Here is a 12,628-nt window from a genome sequence, read left to right on the forward strand (position 1 = left end):
CAGGATGAGTCTTTCGGCGCTCCGGATGTGGACGGGCCCGGCGAGGTCGTGTGCAAGCGGTGTTACGGCACCGGAGAGGACCGGGACGGGGCGGACTGTGTCCCGTGCGAGGGTAACGGTACGGTGCTGGTATGAACAGAAACCTCAGCCTGAAGAGCGCCCTCCTCGTAATCGGAATTCTCGCCGTCCCGGTAGCAGGAATCTCCGCAATCCCGAATCAGACTTCTCCCCGACTTAATACCGGAATTTCCCAGGAGGATTCTTCCAAGACCGAAGGGGATTCGAATCCGCAACCGGTCGCCACGGTAACCCGATACGCGGAGGTGCCGGCGCATCCGAATTCGGGCACGTGCAAGGTGTCGCTCGTAATCGGCCCGTCGCCCGCGGTGCCGGCGCCCACGTCCTCGGCCACGCCATACGCACCTGTGGCAGGGCTGGCGCATACGCATTCTGTGCAGGTCAAGATTCCGTGCCCCGTGAAGACAGAGACGGAAACACCAACGTCTACCAAGTAACCCGACCGCGGGCAACCGATAAGGGCCGTGAGCAGCGTGTGATGCAGCTCACGGCCCTTTGCCATTACGCATTCACGATTACGGCTTGACGGGAACCGGTTCGGAAGGCGTAACGTTCTCCGCGTCAGCAACCAACCGCTCCGACCAGGAGGACACCATGGCCCGCGGCAGCCGCAAGCGCACCTGGTACACCCGACTCCGCAGCTCCTACCCCGTCGCCTGGTACTGCCTCCACCGCGACACCCGTAAGTCCACCGAGGGCATGCCCTGGGACACCCCCTGGGCGCGGTTCGTGGTCCTCCAGACCGAGACCGAGGACGGCCGCCCGCTTGACACCGTGCTCACCCCGAACGAGGCCCGCGTCCTGGCCCGCCGCCTGAACATGGCGGCCGACGGCGTCGAGCAGTCGAACATCCGGCAGGGCAACGGCTGGACCGCCGACGCGGTCCGCGAGGAGGCCTGAGACATGACCACCCGAGACAACCAGCGCCAGCGCCTGTACGACGCCGAGAACATGGTCCGCGATGTCCTCGACTCCCTCGCTCAGGCCGACGTGCCCACCTTCGACTTCTACGGCTCCAGCCTGCTCGTCCCGCTGGAGCGGAAGTTCGGAGACCTGGAGAGCATCCAGCGCTACATCGACGCCGTCCTCGCACTCAACTGGGTCCGCGACACATGGCCCGAGCGCACCGTCCTGCCCGTGCGGGTACGCAAGCGCAAGGGGAAGGTGCACGCGCACTACGAGCCGCTGACGCGCACCCTCGCCGTCCCCGACCACACCAACAGCCGCGGCTGGGCTATGCGCGAGATCGTCATCCTGCACGAGCTGGCGCACCACCTGGACATGTCCGCGGAGCACCACGGGCCCGTGTTCGCCTCCACCTTCCTGCACCTGGTGCGCGAGGTGATGGGGCCGGAGGTCGGCCTGCTGCTCACCGACTCCTTCACCCGCCACGGCGTCGCCTTCGGCGTCCTCGCCACCGTCTGAGAGGACACCATGAACCTGCTCGCCTTCCGGTACATGCTGTACAAGCTGCTCACCGGCCGGACCAAGGTGCCCGAGCTGCACGACATCCTCAGCGTCACCCACCTCAATCCCGAGAGCACCGGGTCGTGGTCCCTGATGGTCTCGGTGGACAACCTGGGGGAGCTGCGCACCTACCGCATCGACATCACGGAGCTGCCGCGGTGATCGCGCTGCTCTACACGAAGTGGGAGGTCGGCCTGGAGTCCTGGGCCGCCTCCTACGGGTGCGACATCGAGCAGGCCCCGCGCGAGCTGGGCTACTACCTGTCGGCCGCCTCCGACGACCTGCCCGGCTGGGAGGACGCCGAGGCGTGGGCCTACCTGCTGCACACCGGGCCGGCCCGCGTGAAGGACGGCCGCATCATTCTCAACCTGCACTTCCGGCTCGACGTCGACCCCGTGAAGTGGATGGACATGCGCGAGGACTGGGACCGCAGCATCCCCATCGTGCACGGCGTGCGCCGCGACGTCCTGCGCTACTTCGCCTGGCAGTTGTACACCAGCGGCGCCATCAGCGAGACCGACGCCGTCATGACCGTCAAGCGCGCCCGGGAGGGCCGCCGGTCCTGGCAGCACCACATCCCCGATCAGGTCACCGTCTACCGGCCCGAGCACCGCTACCGCGGCTGAGAGGAACCCCATGTCCCGCATGGACAAGCAGCGCGAGGCCCGCCTGCGCAACGCCGTCGCCCGCCTGATCAACGCCGGCCTGCGTCAGGCGCCCGTGAGCGACGACGACCCGGTGAGCGCCGACGACCTGTTCGTGTGGGAGATCGTCAAGGTCGTCCGCAACAGCGCCCTGAACGAGGCCCGCGACGCCGTCGACCGGCTCCGCATCCGAGACTGAAAGCAGTTCCTAGAAGTCGCTTGACAACGCGTTCTACAAACCCGTAACGTCTCACTCGTCACCAACCGCTCCGACCAGGAGGAATCCATGAGCGACAAGATGCTGGACAAGCTGGCCAAGATCCTCAACCAGGCCGAGAACGCCTCCACCCCCGAAGAGGCCGCCACCTTCATGAAGAAGGCGCAGGCCCTGGCCACCCTCACGAGCATCGACCTCGCCGTGGCGCGGCAGCACACCGCCAAGCGCGAGCAGCGCGAGCAGCCGACCCACAAGACGATCACCATCGGCCAGCCCCGCAAGAACAACAACGCGCGCCTGGTCAACCTGTTCATCGCCATCGCCGACCAGAACGACGTCAAGGTCAACATCGCGATGAACTCCACGTTCGTGATCGCGTTCGGCATGCCCTCGGACATCGAGGTCGTCGAGGCCCTGTACGCCTCCCTGCTGTACCAGATGACCGAGGCCGCCAATGCCTGGCTGAAGCTGGGCGAGTACAAGAAGGAGACCGTCCTGCGCAGGGTCACCAAGCGCGACGCCTGGGGCCCGTACAAGGACCTCGTCGAGCGGCCCATGGACGGCCGCACCGCCCGCGCCAACTTTTACGAGGCGTTCACCAACCGCATCTCCTCGCGCCTGTGGGAGGCCCGCCAGGAGGCCCTGGAGAAGGTCAAGAAGAACGTCTACACCCTGCCCACCACGGGGGAGAACGGCGTCGAGTACGAGGTCGAGGTGTCGGCCGCGCTGGTCCTCAAGGAGAAGTCCGACGAGGTGAAGGACTACTACGAGAAAGCCTCCACCGCGAAGGGCTCCTGGAAGGGCGCCGGCAGCACCGCGCACACCAGCACCACCGCCCGCCGAGCCGGCGACGAGGCCGGCCAGTCCGCCCGCCTGGGCAGCGCCAAGGCCATCGGTGGCCAGCGCACGTCCATCGCGGCCTGATCACCCAAGGAGACATGCACTCATGCGCACCATCGCCCGAGGCACGAAGAAGATGCTGGCCGTCAAGGCCGAGTTCACCGAGATTAAGGTCTACGACGCCAGCTCCGGCGAGATGATCCCGGCTGACGCCGACCGCGCGTGGCAGGAACTCTTCACCCGCGACAAGGCGCGGCTCGTGGAGTCCTCCGACGCCACCAAGTACTTCATCCGCATCCACTCCAACCGCTGGTACGAGCTGACGCGCCCCGCCGAGGCTCCCACCGCGTGATTCCTACGCACCCCCTGCGTACGGGCCGTCCGACTCGACACCTGAGCCGGGCGGCCCGTACCGTTCCCACCGGACAGCAACCACCTCGAACCAGGAGGGGCCCACCATGGCCACGAACCGACAGATGAGCCGCGCCGACTACGAGACGATCTCCGCAGCCATCGCCGAATCCGAGGCAGACCTCCCCGGCCGGCGCACCGTCGCCTTCGACATCGCCGACGCCCTCACCGGTACCGCCGACCGCTACGACCCCGTGCTCTGGCTTCGCCAGTGCGACATCGGCCCGGTCTCGCCGGCTGACGTCGCCGACTGGAGCAAGCGCCTGGAGCTGCGCGTCGTGTCCATCGGCAAGCGACGCCGAACCTCTCTCGACATGGGTTACGACCACGTCGAGCAGTACGTCGGTGCGGACGGCAAGCCCCTGGACTGAAAGCAGTTCATCGAAACCGCTTGACAACGCGTAATCACGCCGCATAGGGTCCTCACATCGGCAACCAACCACTCCAACCAGGAGGGACCCTGATGTACCTCACCACCCAGTCCCCGGTCGAGATCGACACCGCGCTGGCCGACCTGTACGGCAAGCTGGCCGACATCAACACCGCCCGGTTCCGTGTCCACCGGCTCTGGAAGCAGATCGAAGAGACCGAGCCCGGCTCCTACGAGTCCCACCTGCCGGAGCGCTCCCCGGAGCGTAAGCGCGCTCTCTACCGCGAACTCCTGGACCTCGCCGCCAAGGCGGACACCCTCCAGGCCAAGGAGATCAACCCCCGCGAGGAGGAGTGGATCCGCCGGGGCCGCTGGAACCGCTACTACCTGGTGGACAACACCAACGGCCACGTCCACAAGGACACGAGCTGCACCACCTGCTTCTTCGACACGAAGTACGCGTGGCTCGTCGAGCAGTCCGGCCTGAGCGCCGAGGAGCTGGTCGAGCTGGCCGGCGAGATGGCCTGCACGGTGTGCTTCCCCTGGGCGCCGGTCGACACCCTCAAGCGCAAGTCGAAGCTGGAGGCGCCGGAGCGCAAGAAGGCCCGCCTGGAGCGTGAGGCCAAGAAGGCCGAGCGGGAGGCCAAGAAGGCCGCCAAGGCCATCGCCAACCCCGACGGCACCCCGCTGAAGGTCTTCAAGGGCCACTACCCCGAGCGCCAGGTCGTCCGCAACGGCAAGGTCGTCAAGGTCCACCCGGCCCACGACGCCTACAAGACGCTGGAGACCCTGCACGCGGCCCGTGGCTGGCTCACGGACTTCTACTACTGGAACAAGGGCGGCGCGCACCCCTCGTTCCGCAAGGAGTCCCTGGACGACGTCGCCAAGGCCGTCGCCCACAAGGAGGGCAAGGACGTCGAGACCGTCCTGGCCGAGGCCAAGAAGCGGGCCGCACGTCGGTAAGCCGTAACTCGGAAGCCGTAGGGAAGAACCCGTAACCTGGGAATCTTCCCTACGGCCCCGGAGGCACCCATGCACGCCCAGAAGCAAGACCCCGAGCACGTGCGCGCTGTCGTCGAGCGTAGGCGCAGCGCCGCGGCCGGCAAGCACGACTCCCGACCGCGCCGGGCCAGGACCCGGCAGTCAGTCAAGCGCGCAGCGCTACGAGATCAGGAGTAGACCATGACCGAGCAGGCCGAAGAGCTGAAGTGCTTGGAGAACCGCACGGGCGAGTGCAGCGGCGCCGTGAAGTACCGCGCCCCGCTGTCCGGCACCGGCCGGTCCTTCCCTCGCTGCGACGCCCACTGGGCGGCACGGCTGAAGAAGCAGAAGGAGATCCGCAACCGGTACGCGCCGGCCTCCGACGTACCGCCGCGCGGCTTCGACCCGACATTCTGTGGGGAGTCGTGGGACGAGGACCGCAGTATCGCGTAAAGCAGTTTGTGGGGATCGCTTGACAATGTCGAGCGGTCCCCATTAGCGTTTCCATCACAACAACCGCTCCCAACCAGGAGGTCACCATGCTGGTCACCGTCGCCGTCGAGGACCTGGACACCATCGAGAACCACGGCTCGGTCATCGCTATCACCGGCACCACCGAGGACAACACCCGCGTCACCTTCGCCGGGGACACCCGCGTCATGGGCGGCCTGATCGAGTGGGTCGAGGAGGCGGGAGACACCCTCGTGCAGATCGAGGCCTGGCAGGTCCTGGGCACCGTGCAGCCGGCGGCCTGACATGGCATCGAGCCCCTTCCGGTCGTTCCTCCCGGCTGAGCGCCAGGAGGCGGCCGAGGCCCTGATCCGGCTCCGCGAGAAGGAGCTGAAGGTCCTGGAGCGCCGCTGGCGCCAGGAGCGAAAGATCACACGTCAGCGCCTGCTGCTGACCAGGATCCAGGCGACGCGGAACAACATTGTCAGTTGGCAGGACTACATTTCCGAGGGTTGCCCCCGCGTCCCCAACGCCACCACCCGAGTTTGATCAGGAGCACCCCCGTGGAGAACTTCAAGGTCCTGTACACCGCCGACGGTGAGCGGCGGGTGACTGGCGTCAGCTACAGCCGGAGCGCGGCGGAGACGGCCGCCAAGCAGATGGGCGGCACGGTCGTCGGCCCCTTCAAGCCCGGCCAGGTGGTCGAGCCGGAGGACGTCGAGCAGCCCCGCGCCGGCCGCGTCGTCCAGCGCAAGCACACCACGAGGAGTCACGCATGAGCCACCGCACCGCCTACGACGAGGCTCTGGACGCCATGCTGGAGGCTGGTATCTCCCGCGGTCGTGCGGACGAGCTGCTGCACGCCGTGTGGGAGCAGGGGAAGACCGCTGCCGCGCAGCCCAAGGGCGAGGTCGTCCTCGCGCCGGGGGAGGTGTACGTCAAGGACCTGGTGGTCGGCGACATCGTCGAGGAGCGCTTCCCTCACTGGTTCCGCCGGAAGATCGTCGTCAAGATCACCGATAAGTCCGCCGTCTTCCGCACCGACAACGGCCAGGACGGCCGCGCTGCGCTCACCTCCAAGCGCAAGGGCAAGGTCATCGACAACAAGGTCACCAGGGTGGGCCACTACGATCTCACCGACGAGCTGCTGGGCGAGCTGTCGCTCTGGCACTCCATGGGAGACCTTCGGCGCGCACGGTGGCGCCGCGGTCTGCTGGAGGAGCTGCCGCCATTCTACGAGATCTTCGGGTACAGCAGCCCGGAGGAGTTGCCGTTCTGGGACGCGAAGCCAGGGGAGACCGTCGACACGGTGACGATTGCCGGTGGCGTGCGCGTGAACATCAAGCGGTACGACAACGAGCAGACCGTGGTGGACGGCAAGACCATCAACGTGACGTGCTGGGGCGCCTCCGTGGTGGACCCCGACCACGACCACGAGTTCGCTGTCCTGGGCTGGCGCTACCGCGATCAGGACACCGCGCGTAAGACCGTCGACATGCTCGACCACGCTATCCGGGGCGGCTACAACCTGGAGATGGCTGTGCACACGGTGTGCAATGTGGGCAACGACAACCTGCCCACGATCGACCGGTGGCGCGAGAAAGCCAAGCAGGCCGAGTAGTCCCTGGTCCCCAAGAAGCCCCCACCGCGCCCAGCCGGCCGGCGGGGGCTTTCGCATGTCCAGGGAACGCTATAAAGCGGTTCATGAGAACCGATTGACAACGCATTCTTCAAACGCGTAACGTCGTCCTCGTCAACAAGCCGCCCCCGCATCAGGAGGAAGCCGTGAGCCTGGACGCGCAGCCGCTCAACATCGACGCCGAGTTCCCCTCCCACATCCGCGCGAAGCTGGCCGAGATCATGGCCGTCGGGCCGGCGCTGGCGGACGAGGTCGCGCTGCTCGACCTCTCCGAGGACGTCTCGGACGCCCTCCACCTCGGCAAGGTCGACTTCGACGACCACGACGCGCTGCTCGACGAGATCCGCGAGGCCCGCGGCTCCCTCATCTGACCAGACCACCAACCGCCCGAACCAGGAGGCACGCCCCATGTTCACGCACTGCGACCGCTGCGGCAACGATCACCCCGGCCAGCTCGTCCGGCATGACGACGGCGCGCAGGAAGCGCTCTGCTTCACGTGCTGGAACCCGATCCGGGGGACCGTGAAGGTCCTCAACTGGATCAACAAGCACGGCAAGTTGCAGTTCTGACCTGGCAGGATCGGACATCCCGCCGCATCCAGATCGGAAATACTCGGCGGACCGAATCGGAAATCCGCGACGGACCAAATCGGATTTTCTTCGCGCGCACGATCGGATTTCGCGCGTAGATATCTCCTGGTTCCTGGATCGGATTTTCGCCCCTCGCGGGGGCGCCCCCGCCCGCGCCCTCGCTCCCCGCCCGCGCCCCCGCCGCGCCCCTCCCGGGCCCGCCGGCCGCGGACGCTGGCCAGCCCCTCGCCGGCTCCGCTGGCCGTCGCCGGCCTCGCTGGCCGTCGGGCTCAGCGCTCGCCGCGCCGTTCACCGGCTCCGCCGGCTGCCACACCCCCGCTGACCTGGGCCTTCGCCGGGTCCGCGGGCATGAAAAAAGGCCCCCACCGCGTCCTGCTGGCCGGTGGGGGCCTTACGTGTTCCATGAAACGCCTTCTACCTGCGGTTTTCAAGGGTTGAAAAGCGATTTCCTGAGTACGCTTGACAACACGTAATGCGCCCTGGATAGTCGGCCTTCCGCTCGACGCACACGGCGCCGAGCACACGGAAGGAACGCACGACATGAGCGCCAAGACGATCACCCGCCCCCAGGCCCTGGCCCTGCGCAACGCGGACGAGCTGCCGGAAGAGCTGCTGCGCCCCGTGGACGCACTGCGCGGCCTGCGCGTCGTGGACGCCCGCCCCAACACCTGCGCCGCCCTGGTCCGCCTGGGCCTGGCCGAGGAGATCGAGGGTCAGCACGTACTCACCCGCGCCGGGGAGAACGTCCGGGCCATCACGGAGCTGGACTACCTCCCGCGCCTTGACCTGATCGCCGCCATGGTCGCCGCCGAAGCTGAGGAAGCCGCGTTGGCTGCTGAGCAGGAAAAGCACCGCCCGGAGGATGGCACCTACTACCCGGCCGAGGAAGGCGCCAAGACCTGGCGCGCGGCCTGCCCGATGTACCGCGACGGGCGCCGCGTCTCCGCCGTGGTGGAGAACGGCGGCCAGGACCTTTACGTCTACGTGGGCGGAGAGATCATCTACGACGGCGACATGCCCGCCTTCGTCAAGACCTCCGGCGACGTGATCCCGTTCGTGCGTCAGTACGCGGAGGGTTGGGCCCTGGCCCGCGAATACCGCACCCTGTGGAGCTACCGTGACCACGCCGGGCGCGTCTGGGGCCCGTACGCCGATGCCGAGTTTGCCCACACCGACGGTTCCGCCGAACGGTACTGCCGGGGCATCGTCGACACGACCGGCGCCGGTGAAGTGATCCGCATTGACCGCCGCCCGGAGCACTTCGAGACGACCGGCCGCAACTGGACCGACACGCGCACCGTCGTGCACGTGGCTGGCGCCCCGGCCGAGGCCGCGTGGAACGCCGCCTTTGAAAAGGGCCGTGCCCTCGGTAAGGACTACGCCGCAGCGCACGACTACGCCGACGAGGTCATTCGCAACGCGCGCATTCGCGCCGAGGCCGCCCCCGCGCCCGTCTCGGTCTACGTCACCACCGCGGACGCCGAGCGCATCGAATACGCGCACGTCCCCAACGGTGACCCCTCCCGCGTCGCTCACTTCCTGGACGCTGCCCGCGCCGTGCCCACTTACCGGGACGCCAGCACGGACCAGGTGAGCCGCTGTGAGCGCGTCGAGTGCGAGGAGCGCCCCCGCTTCATCGGGACCGCGTACGGCCGCCCTGAGCGCCTGTGCAGCTTCCACAGCTACGCCACCCAGGGCCGCCGCCCCATCGCCTAGCCACCCCTCAGCACCACACCCCACACCACCACCAACCCACCCCCAAACCAGGGAGTTTCGAAATGCGTACTGCCAACATCCCCGCCCTGTCCGTCTCGCCGGTCGCCTCCGTCGTCGAGGGGGCCCGTCGGTTCGCCGCCCGTAACGGCCTGCCGACCCGTGACCACTGGGACTACTCCCGCGTAGTGGTGACCCCGGACGCCGTCGCCAAGATCGGCGCGGCTTACATGGAACTGCCGTTCATCGACAACGGCGCCCCGGCCGCCTGGAAGGCCATGCGCGAAGAGGTGATGCGACAGCTTGAGTTCGTCACCGCCCCCGCGTCGCGCGGCGGTCTCGGCATCACGGTGAGCGTTGAGGACGCCGACCCGTACGACGTCACCCAGCCGGGCGGCACCCGCGCTTTCTTCGATGACGTCGCCAACGGCCGCATGCGCGTTCTGTCCACCGCCGTCACCGGCTCGCACTTCTTCTTCAGTGACGACGAAAACGACGCCTTCCGCGCGGTGCACGACATCTTCGGCCACTGCGGCACCGGGCGCGGTGTCGACCGCCACGGGGAAGAGGCCGCGTACCGCAAGCACGCGCTTATGTTCTCGCCCCTCGCCCGTAAGGCGCTGGCCACCGAAACCCGTGGACAGAATCACGCGATGATCGCCAACGGCGGTGAATTCCAGGCGCAGAAGGTCGCCATCCTGCCGAAGTGGGCGCGCGACTTCGAAGCGGTCCGCCCGGCGTCCATGGCCGACTACCGCGCCGCCCTGAAGCAGGCCGCCAAGATGCACGCCTCCCAGGGCCTCGCCGGCTGAGACGCCGTCAGACACACCCCCCACGGGCCCGGGGGAGCGACCCCCGGGCCCTACACCACCCAACCAACCGCCCCACGCCAGGGAGCCCCGTTCATGATCCCCTGCAAGCCTTCCGACTCCACCCGTCGCCGCTACGTCGCCAACATCGTTTCCGTGTTCAACCGCGCCACCGATGACCAAAAGCAGCGCGGCGCCAATTGGTATGTCACCGCTCACGAACTCGCCGAATTCCTCTCCGAGGGAAACACGCGCGCGGGAGCGGGAGTGATCGCCGCACTGAGCGCCAATAAGGCATGGGACATAAACCAGCGCCTTGCCCGCGACGCATTCGCCGGTAACCCCCACGGCCACACCGGGGACAACCTGGCCAAGGTCGCAAAGATCCTGTCCGGCACCGACCCGGCGGAGGTCCTGCCGATGGATGCCAAGACCGGGAATTTTTACCGCTGCATTCTCGACCCGTCCGACGCCGAAGCCGTCTGCATCGACCGCCACGCGCACGATGTCGCCGTGGGCAGCCCCTGGGGTGACCGTGACCGGGGACTGGGCAGCAAGGGCCGTTACGCCGTTCTGTCGCTCGCCTACCGCAACGCAGCCGCCCGGCTGGAGGTGCTGCCGTCCGTCGTCCAGGCCACGACGTGGGTTGTCTGGACTGAGTCTCTCGCCGGAGTGAAGCGGCGCCCGGTGGTGGAGCGCTACGCCCACCAGACCGACGACCGCGACGCCTGACCGACCCCCACCCAACGACAGGAGACACAGACCATGATCCGCACCGCCCGCGCCACCGTCCGCGCCTACCGCGCCCAGCGCGCCCGCTTCGCCGACCCGGCGCGCGTCAGCACCGGCCGCGCTGGCGCCGCGTTCCTCCGGACGTCCGGCCGCTAGACACAGCAGCCCCACGAACGCCCCTCGCCGCCCTTCTCCGGGCCGGTGGGGGGCTTTCTGCTGTCCTGGTTCAGTGAGGGGTAAGACGGACCCAGAGAGGCCCGCTGGTGGCTTCCCAGGGCCGCCCCGCCTCCACGGCCGCCCGTCCCTCCGTGGTCATGCGCGCGTCTAGCTCCCCACACGACCGCTTGAGCACCGCCCCCCGCCACGCTGGCGACAGGTGGGCCAGGGAGCGGCGGCAGGAGGAGCGCAGCGCGCCTAGAGCCCCGTCCACATCCCCTAGGTCACTGCTGTAAGCCAGCCCGGCCCAGTCCGACCCCCACGACATCGCGAGCCCCATACGGCCACCCTGCGCCCCCTCGTCCAGGGCCGCCAATTCGGGGCCAGGGGGAGCGCACCACCGCGGCCGCACAAGAGGCGTACGTCATCCCCCACGCCAGTACGTCAACGGCTTAACGTACGGCCGCCCGTGGTCCAGGTCGCCGACGACGTCCACGCAATCCGGGGCCAGGGGAAGGCTCCCCCACTGCTGACCACTCCCAGGGACACAGCACCACCACACACACGGCCATGCGGTCGCCAGTCAAAGCCGCGTAACTCGCCATTTGCTGAGTTGCTACAGCGTGTTTGCTCACCCTGGTATCTCGGGGCCTATTTGCAGCTTTGCAATTCCCCGAATCTCGGCAGTGGCCTGTTTGCATTTTGTCGATTTAGGGGGCTGATATTTGCAGCGCTCGGGGGTTGACAGGCCGGCGACGACGTGCTTAGCGGCCATGTGTGGCGCAGCTCACGCCCTGGGGAAGGGTGCAGATACCGCACGGAAGCGCGAGGCTTGGAATTCGTCGGCTCAGGGGGTTGACAAGCCGGCTGTCAATATGATCCAAGGAATTTGCAGAATTTGCCCCCCCTACCCTTAAGCAAACATTTGCGAAAGCAAAGGGCCTAGACAGCCGCGCAGCGCGACGAGTTGCAGATGGGGACAGTGACACAGTGGCGGGAACTCGGGGATTTGGGGGTTATCAAGCGGCTGTCACTGAAGACTACGCTGGCTGGTCCGCGAGCGGGAGCAGGTGAGGGCGTGTCGAAGGCAGTGCACTTCGGGGAAGAGGCCGGCGCACCAGACAGCATCTGGGGGACGTACTGGTTCCGGCGGTCGCTCGCGCCCAGGTTGCGGGAGACGGGGGACAGGGACCTCGAACACCTGGCGTCGTGGCTGGAGCGAGACGGGGAATTGGGTGAGCGAGCGGACGGGAACTTCCTGGTTCCTGAACTGCTGTGGCCGGCTGACCCGGATGACGAGGAGTACGCGGAGTGGTCGGCCGGCCGGGACCGGCTGGCGCGCATCGCTGATGCAGTCGAGCGACTGGTCGGAGATGCAGAACTGGACGACCCTCGGATGGTCGAGCTGGTCGACGGGCTGAAGTGGTCTGCGGAGCGGTGCACCAGTCCGTGGATTGGGTGGTAGCGCTAGGTCGCCGAGGTCGAGGCCGGCGAGCTGACCAGGGAGGTTGTGCAACTGAGTGACTACCG

22 protein-coding genes are annotated in these 12,628 nt (G+C 67.6%); 21 read left to right on the forward strand and 1 reads right to left on the reverse strand.

The window, feature by feature from the left end:
- Positions 1-217: 217 nt before the first annotated feature.
- A complete protein-coding gene (locus EV284_RS17395; RefSeq protein WP_130335141.1) occupies positions 218-412 on the reverse strand; it encodes a hypothetical protein in 195 nt (64 codons plus the stop codon).
- A gap of 260 nt (positions 413-672) precedes the next feature.
- Between EV284_RS17395 and EV284_RS17400 the strand changes: the two genes are divergently transcribed.
- The 21 genes from EV284_RS17400 (at position 673) to EV284_RS17490 (ending at position 12,563) form a co-directional block, all read left to right on the forward strand.
- Positions 673-978, forward strand: coding sequence for a hypothetical protein (locus tag EV284_RS17400; RefSeq protein WP_130335143.1), 306 nt, complete (start codon positions 673-675; stop codon positions 976-978).
- 3 nt (positions 979-981) lie between these two features.
- Positions 982-1,503 carry a TIGR04338 family metallohydrolase gene (locus EV284_RS17405; RefSeq protein ID WP_130335145.1) on the forward strand — a complete coding sequence of 174 codons (522 nt, stop codon included), beginning with the start codon at positions 982-984 and terminating at the stop codon, positions 1,501-1,503.
- Positions 1,504-1,512: 9 nt separating this feature from the next.
- Complete coding sequence (locus EV284_RS17410; RefSeq protein ID WP_130335147.1) at positions 1,513-1,707, forward strand: hypothetical protein; 195 nt, start codon at positions 1,513-1,515, stop codon at positions 1,705-1,707.
- Entirely contained in the window at positions 1,704-2,171 is a 468-nt protein-coding gene (locus tag EV284_RS17415) for a hypothetical protein (protein WP_130335149.1), read from the forward strand. The genes EV284_RS17410 and EV284_RS17415 overlap by 4 nt, the downstream gene beginning before the upstream one ends.
- A 10-nt stretch (positions 2,172-2,181) precedes the next feature.
- On the forward strand, positions 2,182-2,388 hold the full coding sequence (locus tag EV284_RS17420; RefSeq protein WP_130335151.1) for a hypothetical protein: 207 nt from the start codon (positions 2,182-2,184) through the stop codon (positions 2,386-2,388).
- Positions 2,389-2,475: 87 nt separating this feature from the next.
- A complete protein-coding gene (locus EV284_RS17425) occupies positions 2,476-3,330 on the forward strand; it encodes a DUF2786 domain-containing protein (RefSeq protein ID WP_130335153.1) in 855 nt (284 codons plus the stop codon).
- Between the two features lie 22 nt (positions 3,331-3,352).
- On the forward strand, positions 3,353-3,598 hold the full coding sequence (locus EV284_RS17430) for a hypothetical protein (protein ID WP_130335155.1): 246 nt from the start codon (positions 3,353-3,355) through the stop codon (positions 3,596-3,598).
- 106 nt (positions 3,599-3,704) lie between these two features.
- Positions 3,705-4,028, forward strand: a complete 324-nt coding sequence (locus tag EV284_RS17435; protein WP_130335157.1) for a hypothetical protein — start codon at positions 3,705-3,707, stop codon at positions 4,026-4,028.
- A gap of 92 nt (positions 4,029-4,120) precedes the next feature.
- Positions 4,121-4,990 carry a hypothetical protein gene (locus EV284_RS17440; RefSeq protein WP_130335159.1) on the forward strand — a complete coding sequence of 290 codons (870 nt, stop codon included), beginning with the start codon at positions 4,121-4,123 and terminating at the stop codon, positions 4,988-4,990.
- Between the two features lie 219 nt (positions 4,991-5,209).
- Positions 5,210-5,461 (forward strand): hypothetical protein, encoded by a 252-nt coding sequence (locus EV284_RS17445; RefSeq protein ID WP_207229061.1) that lies wholly within the window; start codon positions 5,210-5,212, stop codon positions 5,459-5,461.
- Positions 5,462-5,547: 86 nt separating this feature from the next.
- A complete protein-coding gene (locus tag EV284_RS17450) occupies positions 5,548-5,763 on the forward strand; it encodes a hypothetical protein (RefSeq protein WP_130335161.1) in 216 nt (71 codons plus the stop codon).
- 1 nt (position 5,764) lies between these two features.
- Positions 5,765-6,007, forward strand: a complete 243-nt coding sequence (locus EV284_RS17455) for a hypothetical protein (protein WP_130335163.1) — start codon at positions 5,765-5,767, stop codon at positions 6,005-6,007.
- A gap of 14 nt (positions 6,008-6,021) precedes the next feature.
- Positions 6,022-6,237 (forward strand): hypothetical protein, encoded by a 216-nt coding sequence (locus EV284_RS17460; protein ID WP_130335165.1) that lies wholly within the window; start codon positions 6,022-6,024, stop codon positions 6,235-6,237.
- A complete protein-coding gene (locus tag EV284_RS17465) occupies positions 6,234-7,079 on the forward strand; it encodes a hypothetical protein (RefSeq protein WP_130335167.1) in 846 nt (281 codons plus the stop codon). Before EV284_RS17460 ends, EV284_RS17465 begins: the two co-directional genes overlap by 4 nt.
- 164 nt (positions 7,080-7,243) lie before the next feature.
- On the forward strand, positions 7,244-7,468 hold the full coding sequence (locus tag EV284_RS17470) for a hypothetical protein (protein WP_130335169.1): 225 nt from the start codon (positions 7,244-7,246) through the stop codon (positions 7,466-7,468).
- Between the two features lie 37 nt (positions 7,469-7,505).
- Positions 7,506-7,667 carry a hypothetical protein gene (locus EV284_RS32725; RefSeq protein WP_165425561.1) on the forward strand — a complete coding sequence of 54 codons (162 nt, stop codon included), beginning with the start codon at positions 7,506-7,508 and terminating at the stop codon, positions 7,665-7,667.
- Between the two features lie 561 nt (positions 7,668-8,228).
- Entirely contained in the window at positions 8,229-9,404 is a 1,176-nt protein-coding gene (locus EV284_RS17475; RefSeq protein WP_130335171.1) for a hypothetical protein, read from the forward strand.
- Positions 9,405-9,466: 62 nt separating this feature from the next.
- Positions 9,467-10,213, forward strand: a complete 747-nt coding sequence (locus EV284_RS17480) for a hypothetical protein (protein WP_130335173.1) — start codon at positions 9,467-9,469, stop codon at positions 10,211-10,213.
- A gap of 93 nt (positions 10,214-10,306) precedes the next feature.
- Complete coding sequence (locus EV284_RS17485; protein WP_130335175.1) at positions 10,307-10,942, forward strand: hypothetical protein; 636 nt, start codon at positions 10,307-10,309, stop codon at positions 10,940-10,942.
- A 33-nt stretch (positions 10,943-10,975) separates the two neighbouring features.
- Positions 10,976-11,098 (forward strand): hypothetical protein, encoded by a 123-nt coding sequence (locus tag EV284_RS33550; protein ID WP_278045835.1) that lies wholly within the window; start codon positions 10,976-10,978, stop codon positions 11,096-11,098.
- A 1,078-nt stretch (positions 11,099-12,176) separates the two neighbouring features.
- Positions 12,177-12,563, forward strand: coding sequence for a hypothetical protein (locus EV284_RS17490; RefSeq protein WP_130335177.1), 387 nt, complete (start codon positions 12,177-12,179; stop codon positions 12,561-12,563).
- The last annotated feature ends 65 nt before the right edge of the window (positions 12,564-12,628 follow it).

The sequence above is a fragment of the Streptomyces sp. BK022 genome, assembly GCF_004217355.1.
In the GTDB taxonomy this organism is placed as follows: Bacteria; Actinomycetota; Actinomycetes; order Streptomycetales; family Streptomycetaceae; genus Streptomyces; species Streptomyces griseoluteus.

Excerpts from the sequence above, each read along its gene's own strand:
- EV284_RS17455 (WP_130335163.1), top strand. The coding sequence starts at position 5,765 with ATGGCATCGAGCCCCTTCCGGTCGTTCCTCCCGGCTGAGCGCCAGGAG.
- EV284_RS32725 (WP_165425561.1), top strand. The coding sequence starts at position 7,506 with ATGTTCACGCACTGCGACCGCTGCGGCAACGATCACCCCGGCCAGCTC.
- EV284_RS17475 (WP_130335171.1), top strand. The coding sequence starts at position 8,229 with ATGAGCGCCAAGACGATCACCCGCCCCCAGGCCCTGGCCCTGCGCAAC.
- EV284_RS17405 (WP_130335145.1), top strand. The coding sequence starts at position 982 with ATGACCACCCGAGACAACCAGCGCCAGCGCCTGTACGACGCCGAGAAC.
- EV284_RS17450 (WP_130335161.1), top strand. The coding sequence starts at position 5,548 with ATGCTGGTCACCGTCGCCGTCGAGGACCTGGACACCATCGAGAACCAC.
- EV284_RS17440 (WP_130335159.1), top strand. The coding sequence starts at position 4,121 with ATGTACCTCACCACCCAGTCCCCGGTCGAGATCGACACCGCGCTGGCC.
- EV284_RS17430 (WP_130335155.1), top strand. The coding sequence starts at position 3,353 with ATGCGCACCATCGCCCGAGGCACGAAGAAGATGCTGGCCGTCAAGGCC.
- EV284_RS17465 (WP_130335167.1), top strand. The coding sequence starts at position 6,234 with ATGAGCCACCGCACCGCCTACGACGAGGCTCTGGACGCCATGCTGGAG.
- EV284_RS17445 (WP_207229061.1), top strand. The coding sequence starts at position 5,210 with ATGACCGAGCAGGCCGAAGAGCTGAAGTGCTTGGAGAACCGCACGGGC.
- EV284_RS17480 (WP_130335173.1), top strand. The coding sequence starts at position 9,467 with ATGCGTACTGCCAACATCCCCGCCCTGTCCGTCTCGCCGGTCGCCTCC.
- EV284_RS17485 (WP_130335175.1), top strand. The coding sequence starts at position 10,307 with ATGATCCCCTGCAAGCCTTCCGACTCCACCCGTCGCCGCTACGTCGCC.
- EV284_RS33550 (WP_278045835.1), top strand. The coding sequence starts at position 10,976 with ATGATCCGCACCGCCCGCGCCACCGTCCGCGCCTACCGCGCCCAGCGC.
- EV284_RS17420 (WP_130335151.1), top strand. The coding sequence starts at position 2,182 with ATGTCCCGCATGGACAAGCAGCGCGAGGCCCGCCTGCGCAACGCCGTC.
- EV284_RS17425 (WP_130335153.1), top strand. The coding sequence starts at position 2,476 with ATGAGCGACAAGATGCTGGACAAGCTGGCCAAGATCCTCAACCAGGCC.
- EV284_RS17435 (WP_130335157.1), top strand. The coding sequence starts at position 3,705 with ATGGCCACGAACCGACAGATGAGCCGCGCCGACTACGAGACGATCTCC.
- EV284_RS17400 (WP_130335143.1), top strand. The coding sequence starts at position 673 with ATGGCCCGCGGCAGCCGCAAGCGCACCTGGTACACCCGACTCCGCAGC.
- EV284_RS17410 (WP_130335147.1), top strand. The coding sequence starts at position 1,513 with ATGAACCTGCTCGCCTTCCGGTACATGCTGTACAAGCTGCTCACCGGC.